Genomic DNA, 15,475 nt, shown 5'->3' on the forward strand with positions numbered 1-15,475 from the left:
TGCAATGCACAAACAAGATTTGAGATACTTTACTCAATTTAAAACCACATGGCTATTTTCATTCATGCAGGCTTCTATGATCACGCAACTGTTTCTACCGATTGCTTTGTTTATCATCATGCTCAGTGTAGGCCTTGCGCTGACGCTTGCAGACTTTAAACGTGTCTTGAAGTACCCAAAAGCCGTCTTTCTGGGGATTACGGCTCAGTTTTTCCTTTTACCGCTTCTGGGGATTGCCGTCGTTTGGATCTTTGATCTTCCCATCATGCTTGCGTTAGGCTTGATCATATTGACCTTGGCTCCAGGTGGGGCAACATCCAATGCAATTACCTTGCTAGCAAGAGGTGATGCCGCGTTGTCGGTCTCATTAACGGCGCTATTGAGTCTCATCACACCCTTTACCTTACCTTTGATGACGGCCTTGTTGTTGAAGGTGACTTTAGAGGATGATGTGTCAATTGCCTTCCCGGTCGGTCAAGCTTTAATGCAGATGTTATTGATTACGTTAGTGCCAGTGTTGATAGGAATGGTGTTTAGGCATCGTTATTTGGCGATCACACTACGCATAGAAAAGGCCATAAGACACCTAGCCTTTTTGTTGATGGTGGCAACGGTGATTCTGTTGGTTGTCAGTCGTTGGCCCATGCTCATGCAGGTCTTGCCGTTGTTGTATCTGCCCGTTTTTACGCTGGTGCTCTTGGCTATGCTGACAGGGTATGGCGTGGCGGTGATGGGGCGGCTGGATGACCCGCAGCGTGTCTCGTTAACGATTGAGGTGGGGTTGCAGAATGCGGGAACGGCACTTTTGGTGACTGGCGCCTTGTTGCAAAACGCTGAAATGTCGGCCAGTGCGTTGACCTATGGTGTGTTAATGCAGCTACCGGCCTTCGCGTTGATTGCCTGGCGAAATCGAGATGTGTTTTTTCGCCAAGCAAAGGTGATGACCTAATCGATACCCAGAATTTTGTGGGTCTGTAAACTGAGTCGCCACTGAGGGTGGCGCAAACAATAATTGAGGGTCGCTTTTAGATTCTCTTGAGCATCCGCTGAATCCATGGGCTGTAAGTAAAAATTGTCAAACTGATAAGACACAAATCGCTCTGGCATGGCGTGCGATTGAGGGTACACCAGTTTGAGCTCGTTACCTTTGCGAATGATGATATCTGTGTCTGCTTTTGGGCTAACACAAATCCAGTCAATCCCATTCGGGAGCGGCTTAGTGCCATTGGTTTCAATGGCAATAATAAAGCCTGCTTTATGCAAGGCATCGACCAAGGGTTGATCGAGCTGCAGAGCAGGCTCTCCACCCGTGCACACAACGTAAGGAGGCTCTGAGCTTAAAGGCCAAAAGCGTTGCAAGTGGGTTACCAACGCGTCTGGACTGTCAAATTTTCCGCCGTTTTGACCATCATGGCCAATAAAGTCAGTATCGCAAAATTGACAGATCGCTTTCGAGCGATCAATCTCACGGCCTGACCACAAATTACAGCCCGTAAACCGACAAAAAATAGCCGGCCGCCCTGCATGGGCACCTTCACCTTGCAGGGTATAAAACACTTCTTTTACGCTGTACATACGAGGTTAGACCTAAGCAGATTCAGGTTCGCCACCAAAGCTGGCGATCAACGAGGGCATTAGATTCGACAATTCAAGGCCCATTTGGTTGAGTTGAGCATCGAAAAACGCTTTTTCGTCCTCAGGGCTGTCTTGCTGAAGCTGTTCCTGATATTGATCCGTTAGCTTAAGGCGGTGCAAGCTTAAGTCAGAATAAATCATAAAGCTTAACTGATCTTGCCAAGTTAAGGCCAAACGCGTGACTTGCATATCAGTGGCTAAATGAGCGCGAATTTCATCGGAAAACAAATTCTGCCCTTTGACACGGATAACGCCGCCCTCAGCAGAGGTGTCCCTGAGTTCGCACTCATCATCCACGGCAAACCCAGTGCTAATTTGATCTTCGTCCTGAACCCAAAGACTTAAGACGCTTGCTGGCGCTTGATTGACGGTTAAGGGCTTAACTTTCAATGTGCCTAACACTTCTCTTAAGCTGTTCAGCAAGTCTTCAGCGCGCTTGAAGCTGCCCGCATCAACAAAAATCCAACCGAGTTGCGGCATAATCAAAGCGCGAGTGGCCGAGCGTTTTGAAAAGGCACGTGGAAGAAGCTCCAAAATGATTTCATCTTTGAGCTGATCTTTTTCTTTGCGGTAGACTTTTCTCGCTTCGTCTTGCTCAATTTTACTGACTTTAACCTGTAGCTCATCTTTGATGACGCTGGCGGGTAGAATGCGCTCTTCCTGCAGCAAACTGACAAGGTACATGCCATTGCTAACAAACACGGGGCTTTCACTAAAGGAACAGGGTGAAACCCAGCCCTGACGTTTGAGTTCTTGGCGTCCACAGGGCACAAAGGGTTTCGTCAGAAGTGCATTTTCCAAGTGTTGCTCAGAGAAGTCTGCATCAGGGGTAAATCTGTAAATCAGGATGTTCTTAAACCAATTCATTCAGTTAAAGTCCTTCGTAGGCGAGTAACGCAAAAACAGGTATGCCACTGTCTTGAATACGTTGCGAGCCTTTTAGATCGGGTAGGTCGATTAAGGCAGCGACTTCGGCCACTTGTCCGCCTAAGCGCTTAATAAGAGACGCTGCCGCAAGAACGGTTCCGCCTGTTGCGATCAAATCGTCAAAAATTAAGACAGTATCACCCTCTTGGATGGCGTCTTTTTGAAGTTCGACCGTCGCCGATCCATATTCAAGCGAGTATTCCTCTGCGATGGTTTCGCCGGGTAGCTTGCCTTTTTTTCGGATCAGCACCAAGGGCAAATTCAGTTGATACGCAACCACAGAGCCCAGGATAAAGCCTCTGGCATCTATACACGCGACATGGGTAATCGAGCTGTCTATGTAGCGCTGAATAAACGCATCACAGGTGATTCGCATGGCTTTGGGATCTTTAAAAACAGGGGTGACATCACGAAAAATAACGCCGGGTTCTGGCCAGTCTGAGATAGACCGGACCACGGATTTGACATAAAACTCATCGTAAGACATTTAAAACTCCAGCGAGACCCGGACATCGGGTTTAAAGAGAGGTTTTGCAAGCAGGTGTCGGCTTGTCAATGGCTTCACCTGATAGTTCGAAAAGCGCATCATAGTTCAGAATTTCAACTTGTTTACCATCAACAAGAATCATGTTTTGCGTTTGGAAGCGTGTGAAAATACGGCTGATGGTTTCAACGGCTAAACCAAGATAATTGCCTATCTCATTTCGTGACATAGATAAACGCAAGTAGTTTTGAGAGTAGCCTCGTTCATGAAAACGTTGCGTCAGCTTGATCAGAAAGGTGGCCACGCGCTGCTCCGCTGTTTTTTTCGACAAAAGCGTCATCATCTGTTGGTCATTGCTGATTTCGCGGCTCATGGTCCGAAGAATCTGGCGACGCAGCTCAGGCATGTGGCCTGATAGATCGTCCAAGCGCTCAAAAGGGATTTCGCAGACGGTGGTGGTTTCCAGAATTTTGGCTGAAACAGGGTAGGCCGTATCGTTGAAGCCACTGAGCCCCACCAGCTCTCCTGGAAAAAAGAAACCTGTGATCTGCTCTTCGCCATCATTGGTGATGCAGTAGCTTTTTACAGAGCCCGCACGAATGGCAAAAATGCTTGTAAAGGTATCACCTTGTCTAAACAGGTGCTCGCCTTTTTTTAATGGACGGCTTTTATCAATGATATTATCAAGGCGCTCCATCTCCGTCATGTTCAAGGATACGGGCAGACACAAGGAGCTTAAACTGCAGGTGCTGCAGTGCACTTGATTGAGACTGTGAAGTTTGCCTGTTGAGCGTTTTTCTTCCATTCGTACACCTATCACCTTATCGGAATGAACATCGGATGCTCTCGATTGGGTATTATGTAACATTTAGGCGGCGGGGTGAAGAAGTATCCGGCAGTTGCGAATAGGCAATTGCCGGACGCACGCGAGCTTTAAATAATTCTGGAGTATCCGCGAACAGGTGCTTGCTTTGGAATATACGCATCAAACGTCATGCAAATGCGTCTAATTAATAAGCGCCCTGCAGGTGTGACTTGAATAACCCCCTTGTCCAACGTGATCAAGCCATCGGCTTCGAATTGCGCAAGCTCCGTCAGCTCCTCAGCGAAGTAGGTCGCGAAATTGATGTCAAAGCGTTGTTCAATATCCGCAGGGTTCAACGAAAAATGACAAATGAGTTGGTTAATAACAGCTGAGCGAATTCGATCATCTTCATTTAAACTAATGCCGCGCTTTATCGCATGTTGCTTATGATCAATTGCATCGGTGTACAGGCTTAAGTCATGCTCGTTTTGGTAAAACACGGAGCCTATCTGGCTAATAGAGGACACACCAATTGCAACCAAGTCACAATCAGAGTGTGTGGTGTAGCCTTGAAAGTTGCGATGCAGTTGGCCATTTTGCTGGGCAATCGCAAGGCTGTCATTCGGCTTTGCAAAATGATCCATGCCGATATAGACATAGCCCGCACCCAGTAGTTTATTAATGGTGTGTTGTAGGATATCCAGTTTGACATCGGCAGATGGCAGGGTGTCGGATTGAATGTGTTTTTGCGAACGAAAGCGATCCGGTAGGTGAGCGTAGTTAAAGACAGACAGGCGATCAGGCTCATCCGAATGATTTCATCCAGCGTTGCATCAAAACTTGAAAGGGTTTGATGCGGAAGACCATAGATAAGATCCATGTTAATGGACTGGAAGCCAAGGGCACGTGCGGTGTTTAGGACGCGTTCTGTTTGTTCAAGGGGTTGTACGCGGTTGACAGCCTCTTGTACCCGGATATCCAAATCCTGCACACCAAGGCTAATTCGATTAAATCCGCACTCGCGCAACACTCTAAGGGTGTCATCACTGGCTTCACGAGGGTCAATTTCAATGGAGTAATCGCCTTGATCATCATCGCGTAGATTGAAATTCTTACGCAGTTGCTCCATCAGTTCACGCATTTGATTGTCGCTGATAAAGGTCGGTGTGCCACCGCCCCAATGCAGTTGATTCACAATGCGGTTGTTATCGTACAGGCTTGATAAGTACTCCATTTCACGATAGACACGCTCCAAGTAGGGTTGGGCTCGGTCTCGGTTTCGTGTAATCACTTTGTTACAGGCGCAGTAGTAACAAACGTGCGCACAAAAAGGAATATGGACGTATAAGGATAAGGGCGCGTGTTTGTCCGTCGTGCTTAGGGCGGATTGAACGAGTGCTTCGGGCTGTAAGTTAGGGTCAAACTGCACGGCGGTGGGATAGGAAGTATAGCGAGGCCCCGATAAATCATAACGTTTAATGAGGTCTAAATCCCACTGGATAGGGTTTTGGAAGTTCACAGTTTTCGTTCCTTAACAGCTAAAATACAACGCACAGTATAGAGGAAAAAAACAAAAATACGTTGATGAGGGTCAATGGCTTATTGAAATTAACTCAGTCAGAGGGAGTGTGAAAATGCCAAAGGCGATAATGACGAGTGCTGACAGCTTGCGAGTCCATTTTTGTTGCAGCAAGGCTTTCACCTGTTGAGCCAGTAAGCCCGTGGTGAACATGGCCGGTAGCGTGCCTAACCCAAAACCCGCCATCAGCAGTGCACTTTGCTGCCAGCTGCCAGCGGATGATGCCCAGAGCAATGTGCTGTAGACCAATCCACAGGGGAGCCAGCCCCAAGCAACACCCAGCAATAACGCCTGGGGTAAGGTTTTGACGGGCAGTAAGCGGCTCGCACTTGGACCAATGAGTTTCCAGAGCTTACCACCCACTTTCTCCAGATGCGTAATGCCTAGCCACCACTGGCCGACATAGAGGCCCATGGCAATTAGCATAAATCCAGCAAAACTGCGAAGAATTAGTCCAGAGGTTCCTGTTGCAACGAGGGCTCCAACTGAGCCCAATAAGGCCCCAGCAATCATATAACTGCTAATGCGACCTAGATTGTAACTCATGAGAAAGGACGTATTTGACAGTGTAGAGCGATGGCGCTGTAAGCCGATGCTGGCGGCAATCCCACCGCACATGCCGATGCAGTGTGTGCTGCCAAGTAAGCCAATCATGATGGCGGTGGAAATCAGCAGGGGGTCAGTCATTGTGCTTAGCGTTGTCTGCGTCACTTGGGTGGGTGTGATCCTTGTCAACCTTGGCGTCGTCAGGGATCAAGTGATCATCGTCATCATAGAGGATGCTGTGGGCAGGCGATTCGAGATCATCAAATTGCCCGCTGTTGACGCTCCAAAAAAAAGCCCAAAAAGCGATGCCTGTTAGAATCAAGGCGATCGGGATTAGAATGATGATAATTTCCATTAAATACCTGCTTTGGGTTGGGGCGTATTTTTTGCGTTGGTAATTGTGCCGCTTTTTTCGTTATTTTTGGTGTGGGTTGAGCTTATGGGTTTCAGCCGTTTAAAGCGACGCGTTAGGCGTAAGGCATTCCCCACGACAACGAGAGAGCTTGCTGTCATGCCAATTGACGCAATGTAAGGAGGAATCATCCCCATTGATGCGGCGGGCAGGGCGATCACGTTGTAGGCTAAGGATAAGGCAAGGTTCTCTTTAATAATGTGCTCTGTTTTGCGCGATAAGCGCACGCCTTGTGCTAAGGTCATTAATTGATTGTTGATCAACACGGCATCAGAGTTGGTTTTTGCTAAGTCGGTCGCAGCCCCCATCGATACAGAGGTTTGAGCGCCAACCAAAACTGGGATGTCATTAATGCCATCTCCGACCATAATGACGCGTGCCCCTTGAGCTTGCAGTTCGCTGATACGCTCAAGTTTATTCTCCGGCGTCATGCCCGAGTAGACCTGTGTGATTCCCAATTGCTCCGCGATGCGTTGTACAGCGGGGGATGCATCACCTGTCAGCATTTCCACCTGTAGGCCAAGCTGCTTGAGTTGTGAGAGGGCGTTCAGAGCATCCTTACGAATTTGATCATCCAAGGCAAACCATGCGATGGCTCCTTGCTGATCGCCCAGTAAGACCCACTGACGTTTGTTGTCAGGCATGTCTGGGGTGTCGAGCCCGCTTAATTGCATTACAAAACTGGGTTTGCCAATTCGATACACTTGATGATTGAAGCGGCCCTCAATGCCTGACCCTAACGTGTTGATCGTCTCATCTGCAGGCTGATCAAACCAAGGCGTAAAGGCGCGTGCAATGGGGTGCTCTGAATGGCTCTCCAGTGCGGCGGCGATGCGCAGAGCACTTTTCTCAGATATGTCTCCGACTAGATGCGTGGCTTGAAGTGCTAAACGGCCTTCCGTTAGTGTGCCCGTTTTATCAAACAAAACATGGGTGGCTTTGCTAAAAGACTCCAGCACATGGCCACGCGTAATTAATAAGCCTTCTTGGCGCAAGGTGCCAGTTGCTGCTGTTAGTGCCGTTGGTGTTGCCAGTGAAAGTGCGCAAGGGCAGGTGATGACCAGCACGGCTAAGGTTATCCAGAAGGCATTGGCGGGTTCTATAAAATACCAAGTTGTATAAACGCATATCGCCACAATTAAGCTTACACCTACAAAGTAACTGGCAACTTTATCTGCAACATAGGCAATGCGGGGTTTTTCACTTTGGGCACGATCTAACAGCTTAACAATCGCCGAGATACGACTCTGTTCACCCACAGCGGTGACACAGACTTCAATGGGGTTTTCGACATTGATTGTGCCACCGACGACGGTATCACCAACGGATTTACGCAAGGGTAGATACTCGCCAGTCAAAGCTGACTCATCAATAGAGCTGATCCCTTTGGCGATAATACCATCAGCGGGCAGGGTGTGACCGGGCTTTACGATCACGATGTCGTTTGGTTTTAATTCAGTTGCAGGAACGAGTTCTTCACTGCCGTCTGGGTTAATCCGAGTGGCACTGGTTGGAATCAAGTCCATCAAGGCATTACCTGCTTTTCCTGTTCGTTGGCGTGCTTTCATTTCAAGGAAACGGCCAATTAACAAGAAAAAGGTGAACATCGTCACGGACTCAAAGTAAATTTCACCCGTATTAAAAACGGTTGCCCAAATGCTGGCAAAAAAACCTCCCCAAATAGCAATGGAAACGGGAATGTCCATGGTTAAATGACGAGCTTTGATATCCCTGAAGGCATTTTTTAAAAAAGGATAAGCGGCATAAATAATAACAGGTGTCGATACCACTAAGCTGGCCCAGCGCATCAGCTGAATGTACATGTCTTCCATGCCAGCTGTAGAGACTTCGGCTGCATAAAGTGCCGCAGCAAACATCATGGCTTGCATGGAGCCTATTCCGGCAACGCCCATGCGAATGATCGAACGCTTGTGCTCCTTGGCAAGAAGTTGTTCTTCTTTATCAGGATGGTAAGGATGGGCGCGGTACCCTACATGTGCAATGGTTGCCAGTAGCTGGCTCAGCTTAACGTCCTTAGGGTTCCAGAGCAGGTGTGCACGGTGATTGGATAGGTTGACACTGAACTTAATCACACCTGGCTGTTTTGACACGTGATTTTCAAGTAACCAAATACAGGCCGCGCAACTGATGCCTTCAATGACGAGCATCGCATCATGTTGATCCGTATCGAGCCCGGTGACAAAGGTCTTTTGGACTTCTTTACGATCATAAAGTGTAAACTCACGTGTTAGCTCTTCAATGCGAGATAAGTCCGCTGTTGCCGAAAGTGCATCTTGACCTCGGTGTTGGTAGAAGGTGTCGAGCCCTCCATCAACAATGGTTTGGGCAACTGCCTGACAACCCGGACAGCACATCCGTTGTTGCTCACCGTTGATTTCAGTATAAAAATTGCTGTCGTGAGGTATCTCAGATCCGCAATGAAAACATTCAGTTTGCTGTACGGGTGTCAGTAACGCATTCATTCAAACTACCGAGTTAAGGTTGGAAAACAATCGTTTTTTCGTCGAAAGGTGGGTAGGCATCTTGCCTTAAATGCCAGTCACCCAGTTCTGGAATAAGGATAAACGTTGACCGTGTTGCAATTAATTTATCCATGTTGCCGTTAAATGAATTCAAGTTGCCGACACGGTTAAGTTTGATAACATGGTCCCGCTGTTGATTTGCACCAACTTTGACGTGCAGTTCAATCATCGATAACTCGTCTTCAAGATCCCCTTCAACATTGACTAGTGCTTGCCCTGTAAGTTCGTCTAGAATGAGTGTTGCTGAAATTCCACGTGCCTCGGCATTATCAAGATGCGAAGTGTCCAATACATAGCCTCGACCATCACGCTTCGACTCTCGATCCAGCGGGGGGTCGATTTTCTGTTGCCCAATTGCAACGGACAGCATAATGAAACCAACGGTCATTGCAGCAATGATAGGGGAGAGTACGAACCACAGCCAGGGTTGTTTGTACCAAGGGGAAGTTGGGGTGGATTGTTGACTCATTCAAAACCTCAAACTAAAGCGGCAGATTCGATCTGCCGCGAATTATAGCGTATATTGCATCAACATTTCTCGTTAACGACGAGGTGCTGGGCCCATAAAACGGCTTTCAATCGTTGCTTTGACATCCTTCGCGTCCAAGGCTTCGACACTGAACTGGATGGCAGAGTTCGATGAACGTAAATTATTTTTTGGGGCCTGCACACGCACCGGATAGTTGAGCAGTTCACCAGAGCTGACAGTGACGATTGGATCATTGATCAGTGTTAATCCATCTATGCCGCTCACACTGAGGCGATAAGTCCGATCCAATTGCTCTTTATTGGCGATCTTCAACGTAAATACGTTTTGAATGAGATCGCTGCTGACTTCTGAGTAAAGTTCTCCACGATCACGAATGGCTTCAAACTCGACCGGTATACGATTGCTTAACACATAAACAAAAGCCGTTAGCATAATCAGCATTGCTGCGAAATAACCAATTAATCTGGGTCGTAAGATCTTGGTCTGTTTGCCTTCTAAAGAGTGCTCAGTGGTGTAGCGAACCAGTCCTCTGTCGTATCCCATTTTATCCATGATTTCATCACAGGCATCAATACAGGCACCACAGGCGACACACTCATATTGCAAGCCGTCACGGATATCTATACCCACAGGGCAGACATGAACGCAGGCATGACAGTCAATACAGTCACCTAAGCCTTCCGCTTTAGGGTCGCTGTCTTTTTTGCGTTTTCCACGCGCTTCACCCCGTTTTTCATCGTACGAGATAACCAGTGTGTCTTGGTCGAACATAACACTTTGGAAACGCGCATACGGGCACATGTAAATACAGACTTGCTCGCGAAGCCAGCCTGCATTGCCGTAGGTAGCTAAAGTAAAGAAGCCCAGCCACCAAAGCTCCCAAGTGCCTAAGTTTCCACTGGTAATGTTCGGGATGAGTTCACGAATGGGGGAGAAGTAGCCGACAAAGGCGATCGCGGTGACGATTGCCAGTAGCATCCATAGGCTATGTTTTGCTGCTTTTCGAACGAACTTTTCGCTTGTCATTGGGCCTTTGTCACGACGCATGCGCTTATTACGATCACCCTCCGTGATGCGCTCCGCCCACATGTAAAACCACGTCCATACAAATTGTGGACAAGAATAGCCACACCAAAGTCGTCCTGCAAAAACAGTCACAAAAAATAAAATAAAGGCAAGAATAATCAATAGCAAGATAGAAGCATGAAGTCTTGTGGCCAAAATGTCATGCCGAAAACATGAAACTGTCGATTGGGTAAATCGAACAAGACAGCCTGTCGGCCATCCCATTGCAGCCAGGAAACGCCAAAAAACAGGGCTAAAAGTACAAAGCCTGTAAAGGTGCGAAGGTTTTTAAAAAAGCCTTTGTAGTACTTCACATAGATATGTTCACGTTTCGCATACATATCAAATGTTTGTACATTGTCTTTGCTGCTTTTGGGCGTGACGTCTTTAACCGGAATCTGATTCATGGTCGTGCCTGTGAGTTGCTACAAGTTAGTAAGGCCAGTTTTCTAATCGTTATAATATTATGCCAAAAAAATGAGCGATATGACGTAAGTCATATCTTTATTTAAAAAAATACTTAAAAAAAGGGAGATGAGCAACTCATCTCCCTTCGCTTAGGACAGGTATTTTACTTGCTTAAGCTTTTTACATATGCCGTAATCAAGTGAATTTGATCATCTGACAATTGACCGCCGAAAGCCGGCATGACACCAAAGCGTCCATGACGTAAGGTGTGTGCAATTTGCTCAAAGCTGCCGCCGTACAACCAAATGTCATTGGTCAGATTGGGAGCACCCAAAGCATGCATGCCTGTGCCATCAGGCATGTGGCACGCCGCACAAAGAGCTGCGAACTGAGGTTGTGCTCTTGAAGCTGATTCTGCGTCATGCTCACGGTTAGCAAGGCTCAGGACATAATGGGACATGTCACGAATACCGTCTTCACCTAAAACATCACCCCATGCTGGCATTGCGCCGTTACGGCCTTGTACCAGAGTGGTTTTGATGTTTTCTTCCGTGCCACCGTACAACCAGTCATTGTTGGTTAGGTTCGGGAAGCCGTAAGCACCAACACCTCCAACGCCATGGCATACAGAGCAGTTGTTAGCAAACAGACGCTGACCAATGCGCAAGCCTTCAGCATTCGCAGGCTGGTGCAATTCTTCAATGCTCAGCTGCGCAAAACGCTCAAAGACAGGTGCGTAATGCTTCTCAGCATACTGCATTTCTTCTTCCCATTGCCCTGTCGACGTCCAGCCCAAAAGGCCTTTGAAGTTGCCAAGACCCGGGTAAAGTAACAGGTAAACCAAGCCGAAAATAACAGTGGCCACGAACATTTGGAACCACCATTTGGGTAATGGATTGTCCAACTCTTCTATACCATCAAACGCATGACCAACGGTTTCTTCCGTCGTTTCGTTGTACTTTTGACCTTTACGAGTTGCAAAGAGCAACCAAGTACAGCCAAAGATTACACCGAGGGTGATAATGCTAATCCACGCGCTCCAGAAAGCACTCATTTTTTATCTCTCCCGTTATGGGCCAATTTATCCTGATTTTCGTGCCCTTCATCGTTCTCATCATCGGCGAAGGGTAGGTTGGCGGCGTCATCGAATCGTTTTTTGTTTTGCGGTAACAAGACCCAAACAAACAAGCCGATAAACGTGATCAACATAATCACAGGAATAAACGGGCCATACACTTCATAACTCACAGCGGATCACCGTGTACTATAGTTAGAGTGGGTCTTTCCGAGTGCTTGCAGGTAGGCCACCAATGCATCAATCTCGTATTTACCCTGCACATCTGAGCGTGCATTCGCTATTTGCTCGTCCGTAAACGGAACACCTAAGGTTCTAAGTGTTTCCATTTTTTGGCCAGTTTGAGCACCACTTAACTGACGCTCAAACAACCAAGGATAGGATGGCATTTTTGATGTTGGTACCACGTCTCTTGGGTTATACAAGTGAGCGCGTTGCCAGTCATCAGAGTAGCGACCACCGACACGAGCTAAGTCAGGTCCTGTACGCTTAGAGCCCCACAAGAACGGATGTTCCCATACATGCTCGTTTGCGGTAGAGAAGTGGCCATAGCGCTCGGTTTCTGCACGGAAAGGGCGAACCATTTGCGTGTGGCACACGTGACAGCCTTCACGGATGTAGATATCGCGACCTTCAAGCTCGAGAGCTGTGTAAGTCCGCATACCTTCAATCGGCTTAGTGGTTGAGTCTTTAAAAAACAATGGGACGATCTCAGCAAGACCACCGCCACTGATCACAAGTATGATCAGGACAGCCATTAACCCAACATTTTTTTCAATCGTTTCATGTTTAATCATGTCTTAATGCTCCTCGTCTGACTCACGCAGTCTGAACTTCAGCTTCAGGATCTGCCGCTTTTACGGAGCTGCCACTGCGCACAGTCTGCCATACGTTGTATGCCATCACGAGCATACCTGTCAGGAAGAGTGCTCCACCTAAAACGCGAACGAAGTAACCGTGATGGCTGGCTTCCATTGCTTCAACGAAGCTGTAAGTCAGGGTTCCATCTTGGTTGACAGCGCGCCACATCAAGCCTTGTAAAATACCGTTAACCCACATCGAAACGATGTAAAGAACCGTACCTACGGTAGCAAGCCAGAAATGGACATTAATCAAGTTAGTGCTGTACACCTGCGCTTTGCCAAACAGTTTTGGCAGCATGTGATAAACGGCACCAATCGAGATCATGGCAACCCAGCCTAGCGCACCTGAGTGAACGTGGCCTACTGTCCAGTCTGTGTTATGCGACAGGGCGTTAACAGTCTTGATTGACATCATTGGGCCTTCAAAGGTTGACATGCCGTAGAACGACAGAGAAACAACCAAAAAGCGCAAGATTGGGTCGGTACGAAGCTTATGCCACGCGCCAGACAGCGTCATCATACCGTTGATCATACCGCCCCAAGAGGGAGCCAGTAGGATTAACGACATCACCATGCCGACAGACTGTGTCCAGTCAGGCAGAGCAGAGTAATGTAAGTGATGTCCGCCCGCCCACATGTAAGTCGCAATCAATGCCCAGAAGTGAACAATTGAAAGACGGTAGGAGTAAACTGGACGGTTCGCTTGCTTAGGAACGAAGTAGTACATCATACCCAGGAAGCCAGCGGTCAAGAAGAAGCCTACAGCGTTGTGTCCATACCACCACTGAACCATCGCATCGATGGTGCCAGAGTAGGCAGAATAGGATTTCCACATGGAGACAGGCATTGCCGCGCTGTTAACAACGTGCAGTACCGCAATAACCAAGATGAAAGCCATATAGAACCAGTTTGCAACATAGATGTGTGCAGTCTTACGCTTGAATACCGTACCTATGAAAACAATGGCATACACAACCCAGACCAAAGTGATCAGGATATCGATAGGCCACTCAAGTTCGGCATACTCTTTTGCAGACGTGATTCCAAGCGGCAATGTGATTGCGGCCAGCACGATCACTGCCTGCCATCCCCAGAAGGTAAACGCAGCTAATCCATCAGAGATCAGACGTGTTTGACAGGTACGTTGCACAACATAGTAAGACGTCGCGAAAAGAGCACATCCACCAAATGCAAAAATAACCGCATTGGTGTGTAACGGACGTAAACGTCCATAGGTCAAGTAAGGTATATCAAAGTTAAGCGCCGGCCAGACGAGTTGGGCTGCTATAAGTACGCCTACGGCCATACCTACAATACCCCAGACGACTGTCATGATGGCGAATTGACGTATTACTTTATAGTTGTACGTCGGGTGATCAGTTGCAATGCTCATATCAGGCTCTCATCAACAAGCTGTTAGTAGTAAGAAGAGTTCCACCGCGGATTATCAGGGAATTACCCCATCATTTCAACGTAATGCTCAAGCACGCTGTGACATGATGTCGCAGTGAAAAGAAGAAAACACCTAAAGTGTTTTGGGTTGGAAGTTTGTAATTTTTTTATGTATCTTTTTGAATATTAAAGATTATTTTTATTCTGTTGTGGCTCGTTAAGAGTACGTCCTACGGCAGAAAGTGTACTTTTATAGGTCGTTACTGCAACTTTGGACTAAGACTAATGACAGAATATTTTCATTTTAATTGATGTAAGTCAATTCACGAGGTGTCCATTCAGCCGGGGAACTCGGTAAAAAGTAATCGATTGTCGAAAATCCTGTTAAGATAGTGGCTAATTGCATTCTGATTCATTTGATATCTATAGGTTTTACTCCATGTTACCGTTAAAACTTCTCTTACTTTACTGCCGAGCTGGATTTGAGGCCGAATGTGCAGCTGAAATATCCAATCGTGCCACGGAAGTTGGAGCAGCGGGTTATCCTGTGTTCACGAAAGATCAAGGATACGTCGAGTATCATCTTTTTGGTGATGCATTGGAGTTGATGTCTCAGATAAAGTTCCGCTCGTTAATCTATATTCGTCAGTGGGTGGCGTGCTTGCCTGTTTGTTCGGAGCTGCCAACTCAGGATCGGATCACACCTCTTTCTGAGCTCGTTCAACAATTGCCGCAGACGGCAGAGTTGGTGGCCGAAACTCCAGACACAACGGAGGGGCGCGAACTGCAAGGGTTTGTCACTAAGTTTGCGTCTGCTTTTTCGCAAAGTTTGCGTAAAAATGGATTGATGCTGTCACGTAAGCAGGCTTCTTTATGGCGTTTGCATCTATTTGCTTTATCTGGACGCGAAATGTTCCTCGGCGTCAGTCCTGTAAAAAACAGTTCCTCTCACCCAATGGGCATTCAGCGCCTTAAGTTTCCAAGTCATGCACCCAGTCGTTCAACGTTGAAGCTTGAAGAGGCCTGGCACTGGTTTATACCTAAGTCAGCGTTTGATGAGGCACTCGGTGGTGGGTTGACGGCTGTGGATTTGGGCGCTGCACCGGGTGGTTGGACGTGGCAGTTGGTTCAAAAGGGCATGTTTGTCACCGCGGTTGATAACGGCCCCATGAATGAAACGCTGATGGAAACTGGCCAGGTGACGCATTTACGTGAGGATGCCTTTAGGTTTGAACCTGCTCGGCCTGTTCA

General features: G+C 47.5%; 18 protein-coding genes. 2 read left to right on the forward strand and 16 right to left on the reverse strand.

The features are described from left to right. Nucleotides 1–76 precede the first annotated feature (76 nt). Nucleotides 77–949, forward strand: coding sequence for a bile acid:sodium symporter family protein (locus D791_RS02390; protein ID WP_157682210.1), 873 nt, complete (start codon nucleotides 77–79; stop codon nucleotides 947–949). Here D791_RS02390 and queE read toward each other — a convergent pair. The 16 genes from queE to ccoN all read right to left on the reverse strand — a co-directional run bounded on the left by queE (nucleotide 946) and on the right by ccoN (nucleotide 14,225). Then, entirely contained in the window at nucleotides 946–1,575 is a 630-nt protein-coding gene (queE, locus tag D791_RS02395) for a 7-carboxy-7-deazaguanine synthase (protein ID WP_036507165.1), read from the reverse strand. The two genes, D791_RS02390 and queE, sit on opposite strands and share 4 nt — an antisense overlap. Before the next feature lie 12 nt (nucleotides 1,576–1,587). Beyond that, a complete protein-coding gene (locus tag D791_RS02400; RefSeq protein WP_036507167.1) occupies nucleotides 1,588–2,502 on the reverse strand; it encodes a recombination-associated protein RdgC in 915 nt (304 codons plus the stop codon). A 4-nt stretch (nucleotides 2,503–2,506) separates the two neighbouring features. Continuing rightward, nucleotides 2,507–3,049: an adenine phosphoribosyltransferase gene (locus D791_RS02405; protein WP_036507170.1), complete on the reverse strand. Its 543-nt coding sequence runs from the start codon at nucleotides 3,047–3,049 to the stop codon at nucleotides 2,507–2,509. A 31-nt stretch (nucleotides 3,050–3,080) separates the two neighbouring features. Continuing rightward, on the reverse strand, nucleotides 3,081–3,851 hold the full coding sequence (gene fnr, locus D791_RS02410) for a fumarate/nitrate reduction transcriptional regulator Fnr (protein ID WP_036507173.1): 771 nt from the start codon (nucleotides 3,849–3,851) through the stop codon (nucleotides 3,081–3,083). Nucleotides 3,852–3,979: 128 nt separating this feature from the next. After that, nucleotides 3,980–4,378 (reverse strand): oxygen-independent coproporphyrinogen III oxidase, encoded by a 399-nt coding sequence (locus tag D791_RS21645; protein WP_337588584.1) that lies wholly within the window; start codon nucleotides 4,376–4,378, stop codon nucleotides 3,980–3,982. Further along, complete coding sequence (locus tag D791_RS02415) at nucleotides 4,357–5,370, reverse strand: radical SAM protein (RefSeq protein WP_337588585.1); 1,014 nt, start codon at nucleotides 5,368–5,370, stop codon at nucleotides 4,357–4,359. Before D791_RS02415 ends, D791_RS21645 begins: the two co-directional genes overlap by 22 nt. Before the next feature lie 72 nt (nucleotides 5,371–5,442). Then, on the reverse strand, nucleotides 5,443–6,117 hold the full coding sequence (locus D791_RS02420; RefSeq protein ID WP_036507175.1) for a sulfite exporter TauE/SafE family protein: 675 nt from the start codon (nucleotides 6,115–6,117) through the stop codon (nucleotides 5,443–5,445). Continuing rightward, a complete protein-coding gene (gene ccoS / locus D791_RS02425) occupies nucleotides 6,110–6,331 on the reverse strand; it encodes a cbb3-type cytochrome oxidase assembly protein CcoS (protein WP_036507177.1) in 222 nt (73 codons plus the stop codon). The genes D791_RS02420 and ccoS overlap by 8 nt, the downstream gene beginning before the upstream one ends. Next, entirely contained in the window at nucleotides 6,331–8,871 is a 2,541-nt protein-coding gene (locus D791_RS02430; RefSeq protein WP_051513993.1) for a heavy metal translocating P-type ATPase, read from the reverse strand. The genes ccoS and D791_RS02430 overlap by 1 nt, the downstream gene beginning before the upstream one ends. Nucleotides 8,872–8,884: 13 nt before the next feature. Continuing rightward, nucleotides 8,885–9,400: a FixH family protein gene (locus D791_RS02435; RefSeq protein ID WP_036507180.1), complete on the reverse strand. Its 516-nt coding sequence runs from the start codon at nucleotides 9,398–9,400 to the stop codon at nucleotides 8,885–8,887. Between the two features lie 72 nt (nucleotides 9,401–9,472). Further along, nucleotides 9,473–10,711 carry a cytochrome c oxidase accessory protein CcoG gene (gene ccoG, locus D791_RS02440; protein ID WP_237748477.1) on the reverse strand — a complete coding sequence of 413 codons (1,239 nt, stop codon included), beginning with the start codon at nucleotides 10,709–10,711 and terminating at the stop codon, nucleotides 9,473–9,475. Beyond that, nucleotides 10,606–10,893: a hypothetical protein gene (locus D791_RS20590; protein WP_237748483.1), complete on the reverse strand. Its 288-nt coding sequence runs from the start codon at nucleotides 10,891–10,893 to the stop codon at nucleotides 10,606–10,608. The genes ccoG and D791_RS20590 overlap by 106 nt, the downstream gene beginning before the upstream one ends. 164 nt (nucleotides 10,894–11,057) lie before the next feature. Beyond that, on the reverse strand, nucleotides 11,058–11,948 hold the full coding sequence (ccoP, locus tag D791_RS02445) for a cytochrome-c oxidase, cbb3-type subunit III (RefSeq protein WP_036507183.1): 891 nt from the start codon (nucleotides 11,946–11,948) through the stop codon (nucleotides 11,058–11,060). Next, nucleotides 11,945–12,142 carry a cbb3-type cytochrome oxidase subunit 3 gene (locus D791_RS02450; protein ID WP_036507185.1) on the reverse strand — a complete coding sequence of 66 codons (198 nt, stop codon included), beginning with the start codon at nucleotides 12,140–12,142 and terminating at the stop codon, nucleotides 11,945–11,947. Before D791_RS02450 ends, ccoP begins: the two co-directional genes overlap by 4 nt. A gap of 6 nt (nucleotides 12,143–12,148) precedes the next feature. After that, nucleotides 12,149–12,766, reverse strand: a complete 618-nt coding sequence (gene ccoO, locus D791_RS02455; protein ID WP_425489317.1) for a cytochrome-c oxidase, cbb3-type subunit II — start codon at nucleotides 12,764–12,766, stop codon at nucleotides 12,149–12,151. 22 nt (nucleotides 12,767–12,788) lie between these two features. Further along, a complete protein-coding gene (gene ccoN, locus D791_RS02460; RefSeq protein WP_036507188.1) occupies nucleotides 12,789–14,225 on the reverse strand; it encodes a cytochrome-c oxidase, cbb3-type subunit I in 1,437 nt (478 codons plus the stop codon). Nucleotides 14,226–14,663: 438 nt separating this feature from the next. Here ccoN and rlmM point away from each other — a divergent pair. Next, the coding region (rlmM, locus tag D791_RS02465) for a 23S rRNA (cytidine(2498)-2'-O)-methyltransferase RlmM (protein ID WP_036507191.1) at nucleotides 14,664–15,475 on the forward strand (812 nt) is incomplete at its 3' end.

It is taken from the genome of Nitrincola nitratireducens (assembly GCF_000585235.1).
In the GTDB taxonomy this organism is placed as follows: Bacteria; Pseudomonadota; Gammaproteobacteria; order Pseudomonadales; family Balneatricaceae; genus Nitrincola; species Nitrincola alkalisediminis.

Bases quoted from the DNA above. Each gene is read 5' to 3' on its own strand.
- D791_RS02390 (WP_157682210.1), top strand. From the start codon at position 77: ATGATCACGCAACTGTTTCTACCGATTGCTTTGTTTATCATCATGCTC.
- queE (WP_036507165.1), bottom strand. From the start codon at position 1,575: ATGTACAGCGTAAAAGAAGTGTTTTATACCCTGCAAGGTGAAGGTGCC.
- D791_RS02400 (WP_036507167.1), bottom strand. From the start codon at position 2,502: ATGAATTGGTTTAAGAACATCCTGATTTACAGATTTACCCCTGATGCA.
- D791_RS02405 (WP_036507170.1), bottom strand. From the start codon at position 3,049: ATGTCTTACGATGAGTTTTATGTCAAATCCGTGGTCCGGTCTATCTCA.
- fnr (WP_036507173.1), bottom strand. From the start codon at position 3,851: ATGGAAGAAAAACGCTCAACAGGCAAACTTCACAGTCTCAATCAAGTG.
- D791_RS02420 (WP_036507175.1), bottom strand. From the start codon at position 6,117: ATGACTGACCCCCTGCTGATTTCCACCGCCATCATGATTGGCTTACTT.
- ccoS (WP_036507177.1), bottom strand. From the start codon at position 6,331: ATGGAAATTATCATCATTCTAATCCCGATCGCCTTGATTCTAACAGGC.
- D791_RS02430 (WP_051513993.1), bottom strand. From the start codon at position 8,871: ATGAATGCGTTACTGACACCCGTACAGCAAACTGAATGTTTTCATTGC.
- D791_RS02435 (WP_036507180.1), bottom strand. From the start codon at position 9,400: ATGAGTCAACAATCCACCCCAACTTCCCCTTGGTACAAACAACCCTGG.
- ccoG (WP_237748477.1), bottom strand. From the start codon at position 10,711: ATGGGATGGCCGACAGGCTGTCTTGTTCGATTTACCCAATCGACAGTT.
- D791_RS20590 (WP_237748483.1), bottom strand. From the start codon at position 10,893: ATGAATCAGATTCCGGTTAAAGACGTCACGCCCAAAAGCAGCAAAGAC.
- ccoP (WP_036507183.1), bottom strand. From the start codon at position 11,948: ATGAGTGCTTTCTGGAGCGCGTGGATTAGCATTATCACCCTCGGTGTA.
- ccoO (WP_425489317.1), bottom strand. From the start codon at position 12,766: ATGATTAAACATGAAACGATTGAAAAAAATGTTGGGTTAATGGCTGTC.
- ccoN (WP_036507188.1), bottom strand. From the start codon at position 14,225: ATGAGCATTGCAACTGATCACCCGACGTACAACTATAAAGTAATACGT.